This is a genomic window from Gymnodinialimonas mytili, from assembly GCF_037544085.1.
Lineage (GTDB): Bacteria > Pseudomonadota > Alphaproteobacteria > Rhodobacterales > Rhodobacteraceae > Gymnodinialimonas > Gymnodinialimonas mytili.
Genome location: NZ_JBBIFW010000001.1, coordinates 1276439 through 1292798 on the forward strand (window position 1 = coordinate 1276439; position 16360 = coordinate 1292798).

23 protein-coding genes (1 of these 23 only partly in view) are annotated in these 16360 nt (G+C 62.0%); 10 read left to right on the top strand and 13 right to left on the bottom strand.

What is annotated here, in order from left to right:
- From V8J82_RS06260 to V8J82_RS06275, 4 genes are all read right to left on the bottom strand, one after another.
- A protein-coding gene (locus V8J82_RS06260; protein WP_339973249.1) for an MFS transporter crosses the window boundary here: on the bottom strand, positions 1 to 450 show its beginning. Its footprint begins 702 nt before the window's first position; 450 of the gene's 1152 nt are visible here — the first part of the coding sequence; the start codon lies at positions 448 to 450; its stop codon lies beyond the left edge, outside the window.
- A gap of 9 nt (positions 451 to 459) precedes the next feature.
- Positions 460 to 1077, bottom strand: coding sequence for a protein-methionine-sulfoxide reductase heme-binding subunit MsrQ (gene msrQ / locus V8J82_RS06265; protein WP_339973252.1), 618 nt, complete (start codon positions 1075 to 1077; stop codon positions 460 to 462).
- Positions 1078 to 1083: 6 nt separating this feature from the next.
- Positions 1084 to 2004, bottom strand: coding sequence for a protein-methionine-sulfoxide reductase catalytic subunit MsrP (gene msrP, locus V8J82_RS06270; RefSeq protein ID WP_339973254.1), 921 nt, complete (start codon positions 2002 to 2004; stop codon positions 1084 to 1086).
- Positions 2005 to 2138: 134 nt separating this feature from the next.
- A complete protein-coding gene (locus V8J82_RS06275) occupies positions 2139 to 3629 on the bottom strand; it encodes an FMN-binding glutamate synthase family protein (protein ID WP_339974538.1) in 1491 nt (496 codons plus the stop codon).
- 319 nt (positions 3630 to 3948) lie between these two features.
- On the opposite strand from V8J82_RS06275, the gene V8J82_RS06280 reads away from it, so the two are divergent.
- Both V8J82_RS06280 and V8J82_RS06285 read left to right on the top strand, forming a co-directional pair.
- Positions 3949 to 4422 carry a fasciclin domain-containing protein gene (locus V8J82_RS06280; protein WP_339973256.1) on the top strand — a complete coding sequence of 158 codons (474 nt, stop codon included), beginning with the start codon at positions 3949 to 3951 and terminating at the stop codon, positions 4420 to 4422.
- Positions 4423 to 4506: 84 nt separating this feature from the next.
- A complete protein-coding gene (locus tag V8J82_RS06285; RefSeq protein ID WP_339973259.1) occupies positions 4507 to 5013 on the top strand; it encodes a fasciclin domain-containing protein in 507 nt (168 codons plus the stop codon).
- Here the strand turns inward: V8J82_RS06285 and V8J82_RS06290 are convergent.
- Entirely contained in the window at positions 4985 to 5242 is a 258-nt protein-coding gene (locus V8J82_RS06290) for a hypothetical protein (protein ID WP_339973261.1), read from the bottom strand. The genes V8J82_RS06285 and V8J82_RS06290 overlap by 29 nt on opposite strands.
- A gap of 90 nt (positions 5243 to 5332) precedes the next feature.
- Between V8J82_RS06290 and V8J82_RS06295 the strand changes: the two genes are divergently transcribed.
- From V8J82_RS06295 to V8J82_RS06310, 4 genes are all read left to right on the top strand, one after another.
- Positions 5333 to 6163 (top strand): LysR family transcriptional regulator, encoded by an 831-nt coding sequence (locus V8J82_RS06295; RefSeq protein WP_339973263.1) that lies wholly within the window; start codon positions 5333 to 5335, stop codon positions 6161 to 6163.
- Between the two features lie 54 nt (positions 6164 to 6217).
- A complete protein-coding gene (locus V8J82_RS06300; RefSeq protein WP_339973265.1) occupies positions 6218 to 6964 on the top strand; it encodes an SDR family NAD(P)-dependent oxidoreductase in 747 nt (248 codons plus the stop codon).
- A 137-nt stretch (positions 6965 to 7101) separates the two neighbouring features.
- Positions 7102 to 7260: a hypothetical protein gene (locus tag V8J82_RS06305; RefSeq protein WP_339973267.1), complete on the top strand. Its 159-nt coding sequence runs from the start codon at positions 7102 to 7104 to the stop codon at positions 7258 to 7260.
- A 2-nt stretch (positions 7261 to 7262) separates the two neighbouring features.
- Complete coding sequence (locus tag V8J82_RS06310) at positions 7263 to 7589, top strand: hypothetical protein (protein WP_339973269.1); 327 nt, start codon at positions 7263 to 7265, stop codon at positions 7587 to 7589.
- Between the two features lie 72 nt (positions 7590 to 7661).
- Here the strand turns inward: V8J82_RS06310 and clpB are convergent, their stop codons facing one another.
- The 4 genes from clpB to V8J82_RS06330 form a co-directional block, all read right to left on the bottom strand.
- A complete protein-coding gene (gene clpB / locus V8J82_RS06315; RefSeq protein WP_339973271.1) occupies positions 7662 to 10277 on the bottom strand; it encodes an ATP-dependent chaperone ClpB in 2616 nt (871 codons plus the stop codon).
- A gap of 86 nt (positions 10278 to 10363) precedes the next feature.
- Positions 10364 to 10870 (bottom strand): hypothetical protein, encoded by a 507-nt coding sequence (locus V8J82_RS06320; RefSeq protein ID WP_339973273.1) that lies wholly within the window; start codon positions 10868 to 10870, stop codon positions 10364 to 10366.
- A gap of 32 nt (positions 10871 to 10902) precedes the next feature.
- A complete protein-coding gene (locus tag V8J82_RS06325; RefSeq protein ID WP_339973275.1) occupies positions 10903 to 11307 on the bottom strand; it encodes a DUF6855 family protein in 405 nt (134 codons plus the stop codon).
- Positions 11304 to 11720 carry an SRPBCC family protein gene (locus V8J82_RS06330; RefSeq protein WP_339973277.1) on the bottom strand — a complete coding sequence of 139 codons (417 nt, stop codon included), beginning with the start codon at positions 11718 to 11720 and terminating at the stop codon, positions 11304 to 11306. Before V8J82_RS06330 ends, V8J82_RS06325 begins: the two co-directional genes overlap by 4 nt.
- 73 nt (positions 11721 to 11793) lie before the next feature.
- Between V8J82_RS06330 and V8J82_RS06335 the strand changes: the two genes are divergently transcribed.
- The 3 genes from V8J82_RS06335 to pyrF all read left to right on the top strand — a co-directional run bounded on the left by V8J82_RS06335 (position 11794) and on the right by pyrF (position 13475).
- Positions 11794 to 12450 carry a helix-turn-helix transcriptional regulator gene (locus V8J82_RS06335; protein ID WP_339973280.1) on the top strand — a complete coding sequence of 219 codons (657 nt, stop codon included), beginning with the start codon at positions 11794 to 11796 and terminating at the stop codon, positions 12448 to 12450.
- Positions 12451 to 12511: 61 nt separating this feature from the next.
- Positions 12512 to 12700, top strand: a complete 189-nt coding sequence (locus tag V8J82_RS06340; protein WP_339973282.1) for a hypothetical protein — start codon at positions 12512 to 12514, stop codon at positions 12698 to 12700.
- 55 nt (positions 12701 to 12755) lie between these two features.
- The gene (gene pyrF, locus V8J82_RS06345; RefSeq protein ID WP_339973285.1) at positions 12756 to 13475 is read left to right on the top strand and encodes an orotidine-5'-phosphate decarboxylase; all 720 of its coding nucleotides are present in this window, start codon (positions 12756 to 12758) and stop codon (positions 13473 to 13475) included.
- Here the strand turns inward: pyrF and V8J82_RS06350 are convergent.
- From V8J82_RS06350 to V8J82_RS06360, 3 genes are read right to left on the bottom strand one after another with little or no spacing between them, the layout of a single operon-like run.
- On the bottom strand, positions 13472 to 14263 hold the full coding sequence (locus tag V8J82_RS06350) for a hypothetical protein (RefSeq protein WP_339973288.1): 792 nt from the start codon (positions 14261 to 14263) through the stop codon (positions 13472 to 13474). The genes pyrF and V8J82_RS06350 overlap by 4 nt on opposite strands.
- The gene (locus V8J82_RS06355; RefSeq protein ID WP_339973290.1) at positions 14256 to 14534 is read right to left on the bottom strand and encodes an NfeD family protein; all 279 of its coding nucleotides are present in this window, start codon (positions 14532 to 14534) and stop codon (positions 14256 to 14258) included. The genes V8J82_RS06350 and V8J82_RS06355 overlap by 8 nt, the downstream gene beginning before the upstream one ends.
- Positions 14534 to 15418 (bottom strand): SPFH domain-containing protein, encoded by an 885-nt coding sequence (locus tag V8J82_RS06360; RefSeq protein ID WP_339973292.1) that lies wholly within the window; start codon positions 15416 to 15418, stop codon positions 14534 to 14536. Before V8J82_RS06360 ends, V8J82_RS06355 begins: the two co-directional genes overlap by 1 nt.
- Positions 15419 to 15503: 85 nt before the next feature.
- Here V8J82_RS06360 and V8J82_RS06365 point away from each other — a divergent pair, with 85 nt between their 5' ends.
- Positions 15504 to 15980 carry a GNAT family N-acetyltransferase gene (locus tag V8J82_RS06365; protein ID WP_339973294.1) on the top strand — a complete coding sequence of 159 codons (477 nt, stop codon included), beginning with the start codon at positions 15504 to 15506 and terminating at the stop codon, positions 15978 to 15980.
- Here V8J82_RS06365 and V8J82_RS06370 read toward each other — a convergent pair.
- Positions 15960 to 16271 carry a DUF6958 family protein gene (locus tag V8J82_RS06370; RefSeq protein ID WP_339973296.1) on the bottom strand — a complete coding sequence of 104 codons (312 nt, stop codon included), beginning with the start codon at positions 16269 to 16271 and terminating at the stop codon, positions 15960 to 15962. The genes V8J82_RS06365 and V8J82_RS06370 overlap by 21 nt on opposite strands.
- Positions 16272 to 16360 lie beyond the last annotated feature (89 nt).

Sequence of the window (16360 nt, forward strand, 5' to 3'; positions counted from 1 at the left end):
CGCCACGAAGAATGACCCGATGGTGACACCAAGGGCCCAAAATCCGTGACACCGATTCATGATCGCCGCGCCACGCGCCTTTTCCAGGCGCCCGGCATAGACGTTCAGCCCGACCTGAAGCACGGCGATGCACATGCCCAGCAAGAACAACCCGGCCCAAAGCTGAACGAGGGATCCTGCCAGTAGCGGCAGAAAGACCAGTAGCGCCTGAACCGGCAATGCAATGGCCAGCAAGCGACGCGGCCCGATGCGGGACACCAGCCGACCGCTCCATTGCAGCATCAGGAAAACGCCCATCGGCATCCCCAACAGAGCCAGCGCAAGATCCGCCTTGCTCAGGCCAAGGGCGGTTTTCACTTCGGGGATCAGAGCAAGCCACGCGCCGAACGGCATCGGCTCCAGCGCGAACACGGCGAATGTCAGAAACAGATTGCGCCGTGCGGGGGCCATGTCGACACGTTAGGCGCGCCTGGGCTGTGGGCGCAAGCGCGGCATGTTCAGGCGCGTTGCCAAGAGGCAAAGCGTGATGGCCATGTAGATCAATGGCTCGATCTGAAAGCCTTTCGCCAGCCACACCCAATGCAGCGCGCCCAGCAGAGCAGCGGGATAGACCAGCTTGTGTAGCCTCCGCCATGCCGCCGCGCCCATCTTGCGAACGCTGAGATTGTTCGATGTCAGGCCCAGCGGGATCAGCAGCAAGAAGCCCGCCATCCCGATGGTCACATAAGGGCGTTTGACGATATCGGCCCAGATCGCATCAAGGCGCTGCACATCCAGCACCGCCCAAACGGTGAAATGCGCGAGAAGAAAGAAGAAGGCCAACACGCCAATCGCGCGGCGCCACGACATCAGGTTCAGACCCAAATATTGCCGCAGCGGCGTCACCGCCAGACCGACCAGCAACAACTGAAACGCGATCTTGCCATAGCGGTGCTCCAGCGCTTCGATGGGGTCAAACCCCAAGCCGCCCGTCAACGCCAGAAAGAACAGCCACCCGCCATAGGCGGCCCCGACTATATAGAGCAGCCAGGAGGGGATGCGCCGGATGCCGGTGTTTATGGTCTGGACAAGCTGCATCGCGGGTCAGTGAAATTCGATCAGGTCCATGCCCTCATACAGGCTTGCGACCTCTTCTTCATATCCGTTGAACATCAGCGTCGGGAAATTACGCGAAAACAACCCGCCCCCGATGCGCCGTTCTTCGGCCTGGCTCCACCGCGGATGATCCCGTTCGGGGTTCACGTTGGAATAGAAGCCGTATTCATTCGGGGCATAGGTGTTCCACGCCGTCACGGGCTGTTCTTCGACCAGGCTGATCCGCACAATCGACTTGATGCTTTTGTAGCCATATTTCCACGGCACGACCAAGCGGATCGGTGCGCCGTTCTGGTTGGGGATATCACGGCCATAGATGCCGGTCGCCATGATGGTCAGCGGGTGCATCGCCTCGTCCAGGCGCAGGCCTTCGCGGTAGGGCCAATCGATGACCGGCACGCGCAGGCCCGGCATTTCTTCGGGCCGCGCGAGCGTTTCAAAGGCCACATAGCGCGCGCCCTCCTGCACGCCGACGCGGTTCAGCAGATCGGCCAGCTCAAACCCGTTCCACGGCACCACCATCGACCACCGCTCAACACAGCGCAGCCGATAGATGCGTTCTTCGATCTCGACCTCGCTTAGAATGTCTTCCAAGGAATAGGTGCCGGGATTGTCGACGAGCCCATCGATCTCGATCGACCAGGGCTCGGTCGTCATCATATGGGCATTGCGGGCGGGGTCGTCTTTGCCGGTGCCGAATTCGTAGAAGTTGTTGTAGCCGGTGATCTCGTCCCATTCGTTGGGGATCAAGGCCAGCCGCGGATCGCCCTGCGCCTGCGCTGCCCCGGCCCCAAGCAGACCAGCGCCCAACACGCCCCCCATGCCGGCCATGATCTGGCGGCGATTGAGGTATAGGTGTTCGGGCGTCACATCATCCCAAGTCAGTTTTGATGTATAGCGGCGCGCCATTGCGGGTCTCCTCATACGGGCTTCAGGCCTTGATGCCCTAAAACTAGGCGCTCGCCCAAGTGCTGACATCTATTATCACGGAACGGTTAAGCGGTCGTGAGAGTTCCGGGGGCACGCCATCCGCCAAGGCTGGTCTATTCCGCCGCCACCGGAAACAACCGATCCATGGGCAAGCTGCTGCCGTCGGGTTGCACAAGGCGCACATGGGATCGGCGCATCTTGCGCGGTTCACTGACGCCGACGGAATGGGCGATCACCTCGACCTCTTTCACGATGTTCTTGGCGTAGTTCGCCACGCGCATGTCCTTATCCTCGACCACCAGGCCCTCTTGGAAGCGTGGATCGTGGGTGGTGATGCCGGTGGGGCAGGTATTCTGGTGGCACTTCAGTGCTTGGATGCAGCCAAGGGCGAACATGAAGCCGCGTGCGCTGACCACGAAATCGGCCCCCGCCGCCAAGGCCCAGGCCACATCACCGGGATTGACCAGCTTGCCCGACGCGACAATGCGGATGCGGTCCTTCAGGCCCGCTCGATTGCGCATATCGGTCAGGATCGGCAGCGCCTCGCGGATCGACATGCCCACCAGATCCATCAGCGGCATCGGGGCCGCGCCGGTGCCGCCCTCACCCCCATCGAGGGTGATGAAATCCGGCGCGTGTTCCTCGCCCCGCGCGGCGATGGCCGCGAACAGATCCGCGAAGACCTGCGGATCGCCCATCACCGTCTTGATCCCGACGGGCTTGCCGGTGACCTCGCGGATATGGCTGATCAGATCGAGCAACTCGCCCGCATTCGCCGCCTCGCGGTGGCGGTTCGGGCTGATCCCGTCGCGGCCTTTGGGCAGGCCGCGGATCTCGGCGATCTCGTCTGTGATCTTGGCGGCGGGCAGAATGCCGCCCTTGCCCGGCTTGGCGCCCTGGGCCAATTTCAGCTCGAACATGCGCACATTATTATACGCCGCTATTTCGCGCAGCTTCTCGTCGCTCAGATTTCCATCGGCATCGCGCACTCCATACTTCGCCGTGCCGATCTGAAAGACGATGTCGCACCCCCCTTCCAGGTGATAAGGGCTGAGCCCGCCTTCCCCGGTATTCATCCAAGCGCCCGCCATGTTGCAGCCGCGCGACAGGGCGCGCACCGCGGGCTTGGAAATGGCGCCGTAGCTCATGCCCGACAGGTTGAAAAAAGATCCCGCATTATAAGGTGTGCGTGCGTAAGGCCCGATCTGGAGCGGTTCACTGCTGGCAAACTGATCATCCAAGGGCGGAAACGCCGCCGGAACGAAAAGCGGCGTGCCGACCACGGTGATGTTGCGCGTGCTGCCAAACGGCAGGGTCGAGCTTTTGCCCTCTGCCGCGTGCTTCACCCATTCCCGTTGCGCACGGTTGAAAGGCAGTTCCTCCCGGTCCATGGCGAAGAAGTATTGCCGGAAAAACTCGCCCAACGCGGAAAACAGCCCCCGAAAGCGCCCCAGGACCGGATAGTTCCGCCGGATCGCGTCCGAAGTTTGCCACCGATCCAAGAAGAACAGCACAACCACCGCCAAGGCCGCCAACCCGATCACCAACCAGAACACGATGGCCATGGCTTCCAGAAAGACGCTGACGCTCTCCATTGTGGGCATATCCATTTGGCGCAGATCCTTGCTTGATGGCTGGTGGCGTATCCTCACCAAACCATGCGGCGCGGCGCAAGCGACGAGGCCGTGAATGACACATTTCGTAAACTCGTTTCACACCGTGTCACGCATCTGTGACTGGAATGGCGAAAACCGCGTGGCTTAGGCCTGCGCGCCGCCTCTTCAAGTCCGTCGGCGGCAAGCCGCTTCACTTGAAACGATCACAGTCGAGCGCATCTCGCTTCGCGTCACGGGACACATCCCGGACGTGGGCTGCGGATCTTCGTGGCCTGCAACTGACAGCTGGAATGAAAGAGAGACATTCATGCGTAATACTCTTCTTGCCCTTGCCGCCACCACCGCCCTGGCCAGCCCGGCCTTTGCAGATGGCCATGCCTCCAATATCGTGGAAACCGCCGACGACGCGGGCAGCTTTACCACGCTACTCGCCGCCGCCGAAGCTGCGGGCCTTGTGGAAACACTGTCGGGTGAAGGTCCGTTGACCGTCTTCGCCCCCACCGATGAGGCCTTCGCTGCCCTGCCCGAAGGTACTGTAGAGGGCCTTTTGGAAGACACGGAGGCATTGGCCGCCATCCTGACCTATCACGTGGTGCCGGGCGCCGTGATGTCGGGTGACCTGAGCGACGGGATGACCGCAACCACCGTGAACGGGGCTGATGTCACGATCAGCCTGGGCGACAGCGTCATGGTGAACGAAGCCACGGTTGTCACGCCCGATATCGAAGCATCGAACGGCGTCATCCACGTGATCGACACCGTTCTGATCCCGCCGATGTAAGCAAAAAACCTGCGCTCGGCCCGCATCCCGGGTCGGGCGCAATTTCAAATCTGCCCCATCCAAGAAAAAGAAGGAGAGCTTTTTATGGACCGTCGTAATTTCTTGACCAAAACCGCAGGTCTGGCCGCCGCATTGCCCTTTGCCGGTCTCGCAGGCGCCCTGCCCGCCCGCGCCGTGACCGGATCGAGCAATATTGTCGAGCTTGCCGTCGCGACCCCCGATCTGAGCACGCTGGTCACCGCAGTCCAGGCGGCGGGCCTGGTCGATACCTTGTCGAGTCCCGGCAACTTTACCGTCTTTGCGCCCACCAACCGCGCTTTTGAGCATCTGCCCCCCGGCGTGCTTGACGGGTTGTTGGCAGATACAGACGCGTTGACCAATGTCCTGACCTATCACGTGTCGGGCGATTACTATCCGGCCTCCGCGCTTTCCGGCGCCCGTGGCCGCGTGCCGACGGTCCAAGGCGGATTTATCCGCGTCGATGGCCGCAATGGCGTGAACTTGAATGGCAATGTCGCCGTGTCGACCGCAGATGTGTTCGCCTCCAACGGCGTGGTCCACATCATCGATGCGGTGCTGTTGCCTCATTGATCAGCGGCCCCACAGGCGACCGCGTCTCCGCCCCTGCGCGACATCTGTCCCGCGCAGGGGCGTTCCGTTTAAAAACCTCCCCCGACAACAGGCAACGGCACGCCTCGACAGAGGCGTAAATGATCTGCGGGCCGCGCCCGCCATGGGCCTCGTAGAATGCATCGGCATCTTGCATGGCCTTGCTCGGGCTTTCCGATGGGAAGCGGTGATGCGCAAGTAGGTGATCCATGGCCGATCCTCCTGGGTTGAGCCTTGACCTGCGCCGAGATTAGGGCTCTCAATGACCTCACAGAATAAAACGTTTTGAACGGGTCGTTTCATGGATGAAAAGACGCCGAATGATGTCGATTGGGCGGATCTGCAATTGTTCCTGGCAGTGGCCCGCGATGGCGGCTTGTCACCGGCCGCCCGCCGCACCGGGCGCAGTCCGGCGACCCTGGGGCGGCGAATGCTGGGACTGGAGCGCGCATTGGGGCGCGATCTGTTCGTGCGCCATGACCGCGGCTATGCGCTCACCTCGGACGGCCGCGCCCTTCTTACGGATCTGGGTGGGGTCGAGACGCGGCTGGACCGTCTGAGCCAACCGATCACGAGCAAGGCCCCGATTGTGAAGATCTCGGCTGGCAGTTGGACGACGCTTTACATGCTGACCCACCTGAACGGGCTTGAAGGCGAGGATCGTGACCTGCGCCTGCGCTTTATCTCGGCCGAAGCAACTCTCGATATCTCTCGGCGCGAGGCCGTGATCGGCCTGCGCAACCGGCGTCCGACCGAGGATACCCTCGCCGCGCGTCGGGCCGGGCGCAATGAGTTCGCCCCCTATGCCATCGCCAAGGCGCCGGATCGTTGGATCAAGGTGATCGGCACCACACCCTCGGCCCAATGGCTGAACCGCCACGTTGGCGGCGATGCCTGCGTGGAGGTGACCAGCCCCCGCAACAGCCTCGATCTGGCCCTGGCAGGCCATGGTATGGCGCTTTTGCCCACCTTCATTGGCGATGCTCAGCCCGCATTGCAGCGGCGTGGCGACACGATCCCGGACCTGTCCCACGATCAATGGATCGTCAGCCATCAGGATGACCGCCATTTTCCCGAAGTGCGGCGCGCGCTCACGCGTCTCTATGCGCTCTTCGTGCCAACGGGTGCTTGAACCCGGCCGACGCTTCGCCTTCACTGCGCCGAACGTGTGAAGGAGATCCCCTGAATGAAAACCGCACTTGTCACCGGCGCCGCCCGCGGAATTGGGCTGGCCGCGACCGACCTGTTCCGCGCTGAAGGCTGGCGCGTCGCCATGGTCGATTGGGACACGGAGGAGCTGGCCAAAGCGACTGCGGATCGCGACCAAGTGCTTGCGATAGATGCCGATATCTCGAAGCCCGACGACGCAGCGCGCATCGTATCTGAGACCTGCGCGGCGTTTGGCGGCATCGATGCGTTGGTGAACAATGCGGGGATCGCCGATTTCGGACCCATCGAGCTGACGGATTTCGAGCGCTGGCGCAACGTCATGTCGGTGAACCTGGACGGGACTTTTCTGATGAGCCAGGCTGCGACACCGGCCTTGAAGCAAAGCCAGGGGGCGATTGTGAATATCGCTTCGATCTCGGGTCTGCGCGCCTCGACCCTGCGGGTGGCTTATGGCACGTCGAAGGCTGCGGTCATCGCGCTGACCCAACAGCAAGCGGTGGAGTTGGGCGAATATGGCATCCGCGCCAATTGCATCGCCCCAGGCCCGGTGCGCACGAAACTCGCCATAGCCGTCCACACGCCCGAGATCATCGCCGCCTATCACGATGCCATCCCACTGAACCGCTATGGCACCGAAGCCGAACTCGCCGAAGCCATCGTGTTTCTCTGCTCAGACAAGGCAAGCTACATCTCCGGCCAGACGTTGTCGGTGGATGGCGGGTTCGAGGCAACGGCGATTGGTCTGCCAGCGCTCAGATCGTAGCCATTCGCCGATTGGATAAACCTCTCCGATTTCGATATCTCATTGTCAAAAGCTATTGAACTGCATGTGATCGCCAACTTGTTGCATCGCTGCCAAGCGCCGATCTGTTCAGTGTGACAGCAATAGGAGATGCGACGATGGACCACCCAGACGACAACCGCACTCAGCCTGACGAGCCGACCCTGACCCGCGCGGGCAATTGGTTGCAACGCACACATACCCTGATCCTTCCGGGATGGGCCTATGCCACCGCAGGCGCATTCGCGCTTGTCCTTCTGCTGGCGGCGTTGGATTGACGATGCGCACAATTCTATTCGGCCTGACGCTTGCCATTGCCGCCCCGGCTGCGGCAACCGCGAACAGCGTGCCAATCGCCGATCTACGCCCCGAACAAAACGCCACCATAGTCGGCACCGTGGAGCAGATTGTCAGCTACGACGAATTTGTACTCGCCGATCAAAGTGGCAGCGTTCATATCTATATCGGCGCCAATGAGATGCCGGTCGCCGTTGGCGACCAGGTCCATGTCAGCGGCGTGCTTGATGACGGCTTGGCGCCGGAATTCTACGCCAGGCAAATCGTCTTTGCCGACGGCCAGACCGTTACCCTCAGCCGCGGTTATTGAACGGTCGCGGACAGCAAAATGCCCCGCCGGTTGTCGACGGGGCATTCCAATTCCATCCGTGCTTTATCCGCCCTAATGCACAACGGCGTCATCGGGTTTCGGGCGGTTCGACGGGGCCACGCGATCCCCCACGATCAAGCCGTCCGGCCCAGCCGCAATGCTGATATCCGCACCGTCCATGACGTCGCCTGCCAGGATCATCTCAGCCAACTGATCTTGCAGCGATCGCTGGATAACCCGCTTCAGCGGACGCGCCCCGAAAACCGGGTCGTAGCCCTCATCGGCAAGCCATGTCATCGCGCTGTCGTCCATCGAAAGGACAATGTTGCGATCCGCCAACCGGCGCTCCAACCGGCCCAACTGGATCCGCACAATCCCATCCATATCCGCGCGCGTCAGGCGGTCGAAGACGATCATGTCATCCAGCCGGTTCAGGAATTCGGGCCGGAAATGTGCCCGCACCGCATCCATCACATCGGACCGGGCCTGACCTGCATCCGCATCTTCGGGCAGATGGCTGAGCGCCTGGGAGCCAAGGTTTGACGTCAACACGATCAGCGTTTGCTTGAAGTCCACCTGGCGCCCCTGACCATCGGTCAGGATGCCGTCGTCAAGCACCTGCAACAGCACGTTGAACACTTCGGGATGGGCCTTTTCGACCTCGTCGAACAGGATCACCTGATAGGGTCGCCGCCGCACCGCTTCGGTCAACACGCCGCCTTCGTCATAGCCCACATATCCCGGCGGGGCGCCGATCAGGCGGGCCACCGAATGCTTTTCCATGAACTCGGACATGTCGATGCGGACCATCGCCTGATCGTCATCGAAGAGGTATTCGGCCAGCGCCTTGGTCAGTTCGGTCTTCCCCACACCGGTCGGCCCGAGGAACAGGAACGAGCCCAGCGGTCGGTTTTCATCCTGAAGCCCCGCCCGCGCGCGGCGAACGGCACGCGACACCGCGCCGACGGCCTGATGCTGACCGATCACACGCTTGCCAAGCGCCTCTTCCATGCGCAGCAGCTTTTCGCGTTCGCCTTCCAGCATCTTGGCCACCGGCACGCCGGTCCAACGTTCGACCACCGCGGCGATCTGTTCAGGCAACACGGCCTCTTCGACCATCACATCGTCGGGCTGCTCTTCGGCTTGCGCCAGTTGCTTTTCCAGATCCGGGATCACGCCGTAGGACAGCTCCCCCGCCTTCGCGAGATCGCCGTTGCGTTTGGCTTGGTCCAGTTCCGCGCGGGCATGGTCCAGCTTTTCCTTCAACCCGCGGGCGGATTCGAGCTTGTCTCGCTCGGCCTGCCACTTGGCGGTCATCTCGGCGCTTTGCTCCTGCAATCCGCCCAGTTCTTTTTCCAGCTTGTCCAACCGGTCCTTCGACGCAGCATCATCCTCGCGCCGCAAGGCTTCGGCTTCGATTTGCATCTGCAGGATCTGCCGGTCGAGCGCGTCCAGCTCCTCGGGTTTCGAATCCACCTCCATCCGCAACCGGCTGGCAGCCTCATCGACCAGATCGATGGCTTTGTCCGGCAGGAACCGGTCCGTGATATACCGATGGCTCAGCGTTGAGGCCGCAACCAAGGCGCTATCGCTGATCCGCACACCGTGGTGGAGTTCGTATTTCTCTTTGATGCCGCGCAAGATGCTGATCGTGTCTTCCACGGTCGGCTCTTCCACCACCAATGGCTGGAAGCGCCGCGCCAGGGCAGCGTCCTTCTCCACATATTTGCGGTATTCATCCAGCGTGGTGGCCCCGATGCAATGCAACTCACCACGGGCAAGGGCTGGCTTGATCAGATTAGCCGCATCCATCGCGCCGTCGGTTTTGCCTGCGCCGACCAGCGTGTGCATCTCGTCGATGAACAGAATGATCTCACCGGCGGCATTGGCGATCTCGCCCAAGACTGCCTTCAGGCGTTCCTCGAATTCGCCGCGATATTTCGCACCGGCGATCAGCGCGCCCATATCCAGCGACATCAACGTCTTGTTGCGCAGGCTTTCGGGCACGTCGCCATTGACGATCCGCAAGGCAAGCCCTTCGGCAATTGCGGTTTTACCGACGCCGGGCTCCCCGATCAGAACCGGGTTGTTCTTGGTGCGGCGCGATAGAACCTGCATCGCGCGGCGAATTTCTTCGTCGCGGCCGATGATCGGATCGATCTTGCCTTCCCGCGCGGCCTCCGTCAGGTCGCGGGCATATTTGTTGAGCGCGTCGTAATTGTCCTCGGCATTGGCGCTGTCCGCCGTCTTGCCTTTGCGCAGATCATTGATCGCGGCGTTCAGCGCCTGCGCGTTGACCGCACCCGCATCCAGCGCATCCTTGGCACCGGATTTCACCATCGCCAGAGCCGTCAGCAGGCGTTCGACCGCGACATAGCTGTCGCCCGCCTTTTCAGCGAGCTTTTCGGCTTCGTCCAACACCTTGCTGGTTTGCTTATCCAGATAAACCTGCGCACCGTCGCCGGTGACCTTCGGCAGCTTTGCCATCGTCGCATCCAGGCTCTCACGCACCCGCGCAGCAGAGCCCCCCGCTTGGCCAATCAGATTGCTGGCCAGACCCTGGTCGTCATCCATCAGGGCCTTCAGCAGGTGCTCAGGCACCAATTTCTGGTGATCTTCACGCTGCGCAATGGTCTGCGCGGCCTGCAAAAAACCGCGTGCGCGGTCAGTGAACTTTTCCAAGTTCATAGCCTTCTCCTTCTATAAGCGCCCGGATCGACAACGCCCGCTTTGCGGCACGCCACGCTGTGGGCCTTGTACGATAAATGGGGAGGCTAGACGCCGTTCTCAAGATCAATATCGAACGCTTTCGCCAAGGATCTTGCCCTTGCCCGCATCGCGGCGGACCGGCTGGTCAATCCCTGCCGGATCCGTTCGGACAGATCCTCCGTCTCCGGCGCGCCACGGCAATAGGCATCGAAAGCCCAGACGCGCAGCAGGATTTTGGGGTGGCCATAGAAAGCGGATAGATGCGGGCGCAGGATTGGCGCCGCGTCGGACACATATTGCGCACATTGCAACAGATGCAGCGCCGCGTCGGGCTCCGTCAGATCCGGGATTTGCTCAAACAAAACCGCCAGCTGTCCCACGCCCAGGCGCTTGGCCTCGACCAAGGCCTTCACCACCCAGGTCGCCGCAACCTCATGCGGGCTCGGGATTTCTGCCATCAAAGCCGCTTCCGCGTCGGCCGAGAAATCGTCGGCCAACAGGGTTTTCAGCGGTGCGGTTCGTGTACCGTCGAACGCCGCCAAGGCTGTAATGATGTCGCGCGGGTCTCGCATGGATGCATCTTGGCGCGAATTGCAGGCAACGCCTAGCGCTCCCGCACGCGGATCCGGTTGCCCCGGGGTTTGTGTTCCAGTTCCGCGTGGCCGAGCAGCTCCAGAACCGGGCTCACATAATTTGCAAAACGCCCGCGATACCCTTTGCGTAGACCATAATAGCCGCCGACCGGATTGGCCGCGTCGCGCGCCCAAGCCTCGAACGAGCCCTCTTTCACCGGCTTGCCCTCATCGGCATTGCCAAGCTCCATCCAATCGCCATGAGCGGCAAGCATCTGCGCCGCATCCGCGATCGCGCGCCATTGGTAGCTCAATTGCGTTTTGCCCACCTGCACCATCAACGCATCGCCATCCCGCCAGGCCTGATACTCGCTCGACCCAGGTGGCGTTTTCAGACGCCAGGGATCCTCTGCGCTGCCTTCGCCATATGTGATCATGCCTCTGCCTCCCGCGCCAATGCCGCCGCGAAGATCTCCATCGACGCGGTCAGGTCTGGAATATGCCTGAATATCATGCCTGCCATCGGCCCCGTATATTCCTCGCGCAGATGAAATTCGGTGCCTGCATCCGTCGGCGTCAAGCGAAACCGGCGCGTGCCGCGGAACAGGCCCAGCGGCATCCCGGACGACCAAATCATCTCATGCGGCGCTTCAAGCTTGGTCACCCGGATCGTGAACGCACGGCTCGGATCGACCTCGGACCACACTTTGATCTTCGCGCCTTCAGCGATTTGGCCGTCGATCTTGGCAATGCCGAAGCCGCCATCCTGCAGCTTGGCCGCATCAATCAGTATTGGCCAAATCTGGTCGGGCCGGGCCGCAATCATTCGGGTTGCCTCGTAAAATCTCATGGGGGCTCCTGTTTGTAACGGGCCCTGCCTATTCCCCCTTACATGACATCTTCTGTCATGTTTGAATGGCGCCATGCGTGCATCTCGATTACTTCGAATTCTATTGATCCTGCAAAACCGCGGGCGCCAGACAGCGCGGCAATTGGCGGAGGATCTGGAATGCGCCCCGCGCACCATTCTGCGGGACGTCGATGCAATGACCGAGGCTGGCCTGCCGATCATCGTGCATCAGGGCAATCAGGGCGGGATCGAGCTGGGCTTCAATTACCGCACTCGCCTGACCGGCCTGACCGAGGATGAGGCCCGCGCCCTGGCCGTTCAATTGAGCGCACCGAACCCGGCGGTCTTGGCCTTGGGGATGGATGCCACATTACAGGTCGCATGTACCAAGCTGATTGAGAGTTTCCCCGACAAGACGCGCCATGTCTGCGACCGCACGGCGCAAGATATCACGGTTGCACCGCCTCACATCAGCCCGGACGCCTATGTCATGGCCCTGGCCGAGGCGATCCGAGAACGCCGGATCGTCAGATTGCGCGCACGCTCTGCCACGCCACTTGACTCTCATCCCGCGCGTCTGTCGTTCGATAGCGGGGGCTGGATCCTGCACGACGCGCGCATCGGGATCGCGCCTGTGCCGCAACCCGATTGGGGCGATCTGAACATCTCGTCCCGCAGATATGCGGGATCGGCGGCGATGGGTAAGGGAACCCTGATCTCGACATCTTGAATTGAGCGGAGCGATAACACCCACATCTTGGGAGGGACGTGTTTTGAAGATGGAGCCTGCCATGCCCACGCCTTGCCTCAGCTTGCACCGCATCGCCTATGATCCCGTCGCGCTGGCTTTTCTGGCCGAAGCGCAATTCCTCGACACGACCGGCGTCAGACGCCGCCGCATCACGTGGCGCGGCCCCGTTACGGCGGAATTCCAACGGATCGCCAGCGGGCTGCGGGATGCCGCACTATCGGCAGCATGATTTACAATACGCCGTCCGCACCCTAAGCACGCCTCAGGCAAATGTCGGGGGAAGCATGTCGGATGATCGGCTGATCGTGGCACTGGACGTGCCCAACGTGGTGCAAGGGCTCGCTCTGACCGAAAAACTGGGCGACAGCGTCAGTTTTTACAAGATCGGCCTTGGCATGCTGACCGGCGGCGGCTTGGCCCTGGCCAATGAGCTGAAGGCCGAGCAGGGTAAGCGCATTTTCCTGGATATGAAGCTGTTCGATATCGGCGCCACGATCGAGGCGGCGGTCCGGGGACTGGCGCAATTCGATCTGGATTTTCTCACCGTCCATGGTGATCCCCATGTGGTGCGCGCCGCGAAAGAGGGTGCGGCGGGGTCCGGCCTGAAGATCATGGCCGTGACGATCCTGACCTCACTCGACCGCGTGGATCTGGATGAATGTCTGATCCGCGCCGGCGCGATCCCCGATCTGGTGACAGACCGCGCCGCCCGCGCGTTCGAGGCCGGAGCCGATGGTGTCATCGCCTCCCCGCAGGAAGCCGCGGCCATCCGCTCGCTGCCCGAGGCCGAGGGCCGCCTGATCGTCACCCCCGGTGTCCGCCCGGCAGGAGCGGATCTGGGCGACCAGAAGCGCGTGATGACGCCCGCTCAGGCGATCGCGGCAGGGGCCGACCATGTGGTGGTCGGGCGCCCGATCCACCGCCACGTGGATCCGCGCGCCGCCGCAGAAGCGATCCTTGCGGAATTGTCCAGCCCGCAGGCTCTGAGCCCCAACCACGCCTAGCGCCGCGGCGGCAACGTCAGGTCATCCAACCGGTCGCAGTAAAACCCCATCGATCCCGGCAGCCAGAAACGGGCTTCGATCGAACGCGGCTGGGTGGCGGCAAATCCCAGATAGGGCGGCTCCATATTGACCTCATTCAGCCCGAAAGAGGCATGGCCCATATCGAAAAACAAGCTGGCAAGGGCGCAAAGGCCCTCTGGCGTCAGATCCCAGATGATCTGATCGGCATCGCGGATCGGCAAGGTCCAGCTTTCATCGGGTTTACTCCAGCCCAACGCAAACAACGGGCGATCTTCCGGCGCGACCCTGTCGGTGCCCGCCATCGCCAAATCCGCAAAAGCGTGTCGGCTGACGGCCCGCGGCCAATGCGCGTAGGACACATAGCGCTGAGACCCTTCTGTCTTGAGGAACGATCGGTAGGGCTCCGGGCTGCTGATCTGGACATAAAGCCAACGCACACGGCTCGTCGGATGGGTCAGATCCAGCCCCGCCCACTCGCGCCCCGAGAACAGGATATGCAGCAGCCATAGGCCCAGATGGCGCAGCGGCCCGGCCTCGATATAGGCATTAAAGCCCTGTGACCGGTCCAAAATCTCAAAGGGCCTGTCCGCGCCAGGTCCGGCTGAACCGATGAACCGCCGGTAATCGGTATCCAAGATCAGCCGACCAAACCGCTGCACCTCCGGCAGGCCGTCGGGAAAGTCCGATGCGGTGATGGTCAGATCATCTTCCTCGCCCAAGCGCGCCACACGATCCGCGAGCGCGCCATAGGCCGAAAGATCAGTCATTGATGTCGTGGTCGAAGGTCTTCACCTGCCCGGTATAGACACCCAGCCACCGCCGCAGCGCGAGCCAGGAGATCAACGACAGCACCGCGAAGACAAGCACGAGGATCGGCCAGGACACCGCAAGAGGCACGCCGATCAACAGCAGCAAGGCCACGATCCCGGCGCCGATGCCAAAGCCCAGCAGCACGTAGGAGGGCAACAGCACCTCCCCCACCGCGAGGGTGACCGCGGCGACGCCCCAAACCCACCATTGGCTCCAAATCGGATCCATCAGCCCCGCCCTTTCAACATCTGGAACGCCTTGCCAAAGGCATCGGCCGCATCCGCTGGCACGATCACGGTGGAATTGCCCTGTCCTGCGGACAAGGTGGCAAGGCCCTTCACCTGCTCCAAGGCGATATTGTATTGCACGGCCTCAAGACCGCCCTTCTGGATCGCTTCAGCCACCACGCCGGTTGCATAGGCCTCGGCATCGGCTTCGACCCGGCGCGCCTCGGCCTCCTGCCGGGCGGCGTAAAGCTGGGCGTCGGCGGCAAGCTCGACCGCGCGGCGTTCCCCCTCGGCCCGGGTCACCGCAGCACGCCGTTCCCGTTCGGCGTTCAATTGCTGCAACATCGCATCGCGGGTCGCCTGATCCAGACCCACATCCAGGATCTCCGCCCGCGTCACCTCGATCCCCCAATCATCCACGGCGCTTTCGACCTGCTCCTTGATCTGGGAGATCAAGGCGGCGCGGTTTGCCTGCACCTCGTCAAGTTCCATCTTACCGATCTGCGCGCGCACGATCCCGGCCACCGTCGTTGCAATCGCCGCATCCACATCGCGGATCCGGTAGACCGTCTTGCCCGGTTCCAGAACCCGGTAGAACACGCTGGTTTCCACCACCAACAGCACGTTGTCCGACGTGATGGCATCCTGGCTTGCCGTCGGCAATTGCCGCTCCAGAACCGAGACTTTGTGCGCCACCCGCTGCAGAAACGGGACAATGAAGTTCAGGCCCGGCCCGAGTTCCTTCCGAAACCGACCGAACTCTTCCACCACATATTTCTGCGATTGCGGCACGATCCGGACCGCGCGCGATATGACGAATATCAGCGCGACAGCAAGAACCAGCCAGAATAGGGCCGGCCCCCCGCCGATGAAATCTTCGAGCATGGCAATTACACCTCTGAATTGATCTTCCAGCTTCATACCCCGACGATATGCTTACGAAATCATGACGATGCCAGTGAAATCGCAAATGAAACCGGCGGACAAAGCAGCAATACGCAGGGCCAGTGCCGCCGATCTCCCCGCGATCCTGGCCTTGGTCGAGGCCGCCTACCGCCCGTGGGTGGCCAAGATCGGCGTCGAACCTGGGCCGCTTTTCGATGATTATGCGGGCGCCATCGCGACAGATCAGATCACACTTGTCGAAGGCGCCTTGGGCGTTGAAGCCATCCTGGTCTTGGTGCCGCAATCCGATGCGATGCTGCTCGACAATGTGGCCGTTTTGCCCGCCGCCCAGGGCCGGGGACATGGCGGGCGGCTGATCAAACTGGCGGAGAACCGCGCGCGCGATGCCGGGTTCGACCGCCTGCGTCTTTACACGCATGCGCATATGACGTCGAACATCGCGCTCTATCGCAAGCTCGGATTTGCCCAGACGCGGCGCGTGACAGAGCGGGGCCTCGACAGGATCTACATGGAAAAACCGCTAGGCCAGCGCGATACGTAGCGGGCCTTTGACAGGCATCCGCGTGATCTCTCCGCGCACCTCCAGTTCCAGCTTTACCGTAACCACATGCCACCCCAGCTTACCAAGTCGGGTCAGGTCATCATTGCTCAGTTCGGCAGCCACTGCATCGCGCAGATCCTTGTTCAACACGCCGTCCTTACCGGCTCGCCGCAGGACATCCAGGATCGCGCCCCGCAGCAGATCGAATTTCCAAACCGGAATGTTGGTCGTGCCATCGCGCCCCTCCGCCGGGGTGCGGCAAGCGACACGGTCTTCGATCTGTTTTGGCACGGGGCAACCCCTCCAGCTGCACACCCATAGAACATCTGCCAGCTTAGCCCATGCTTTCGCCTTTGTGCAAAGCAGCCTATCCTGCGGCC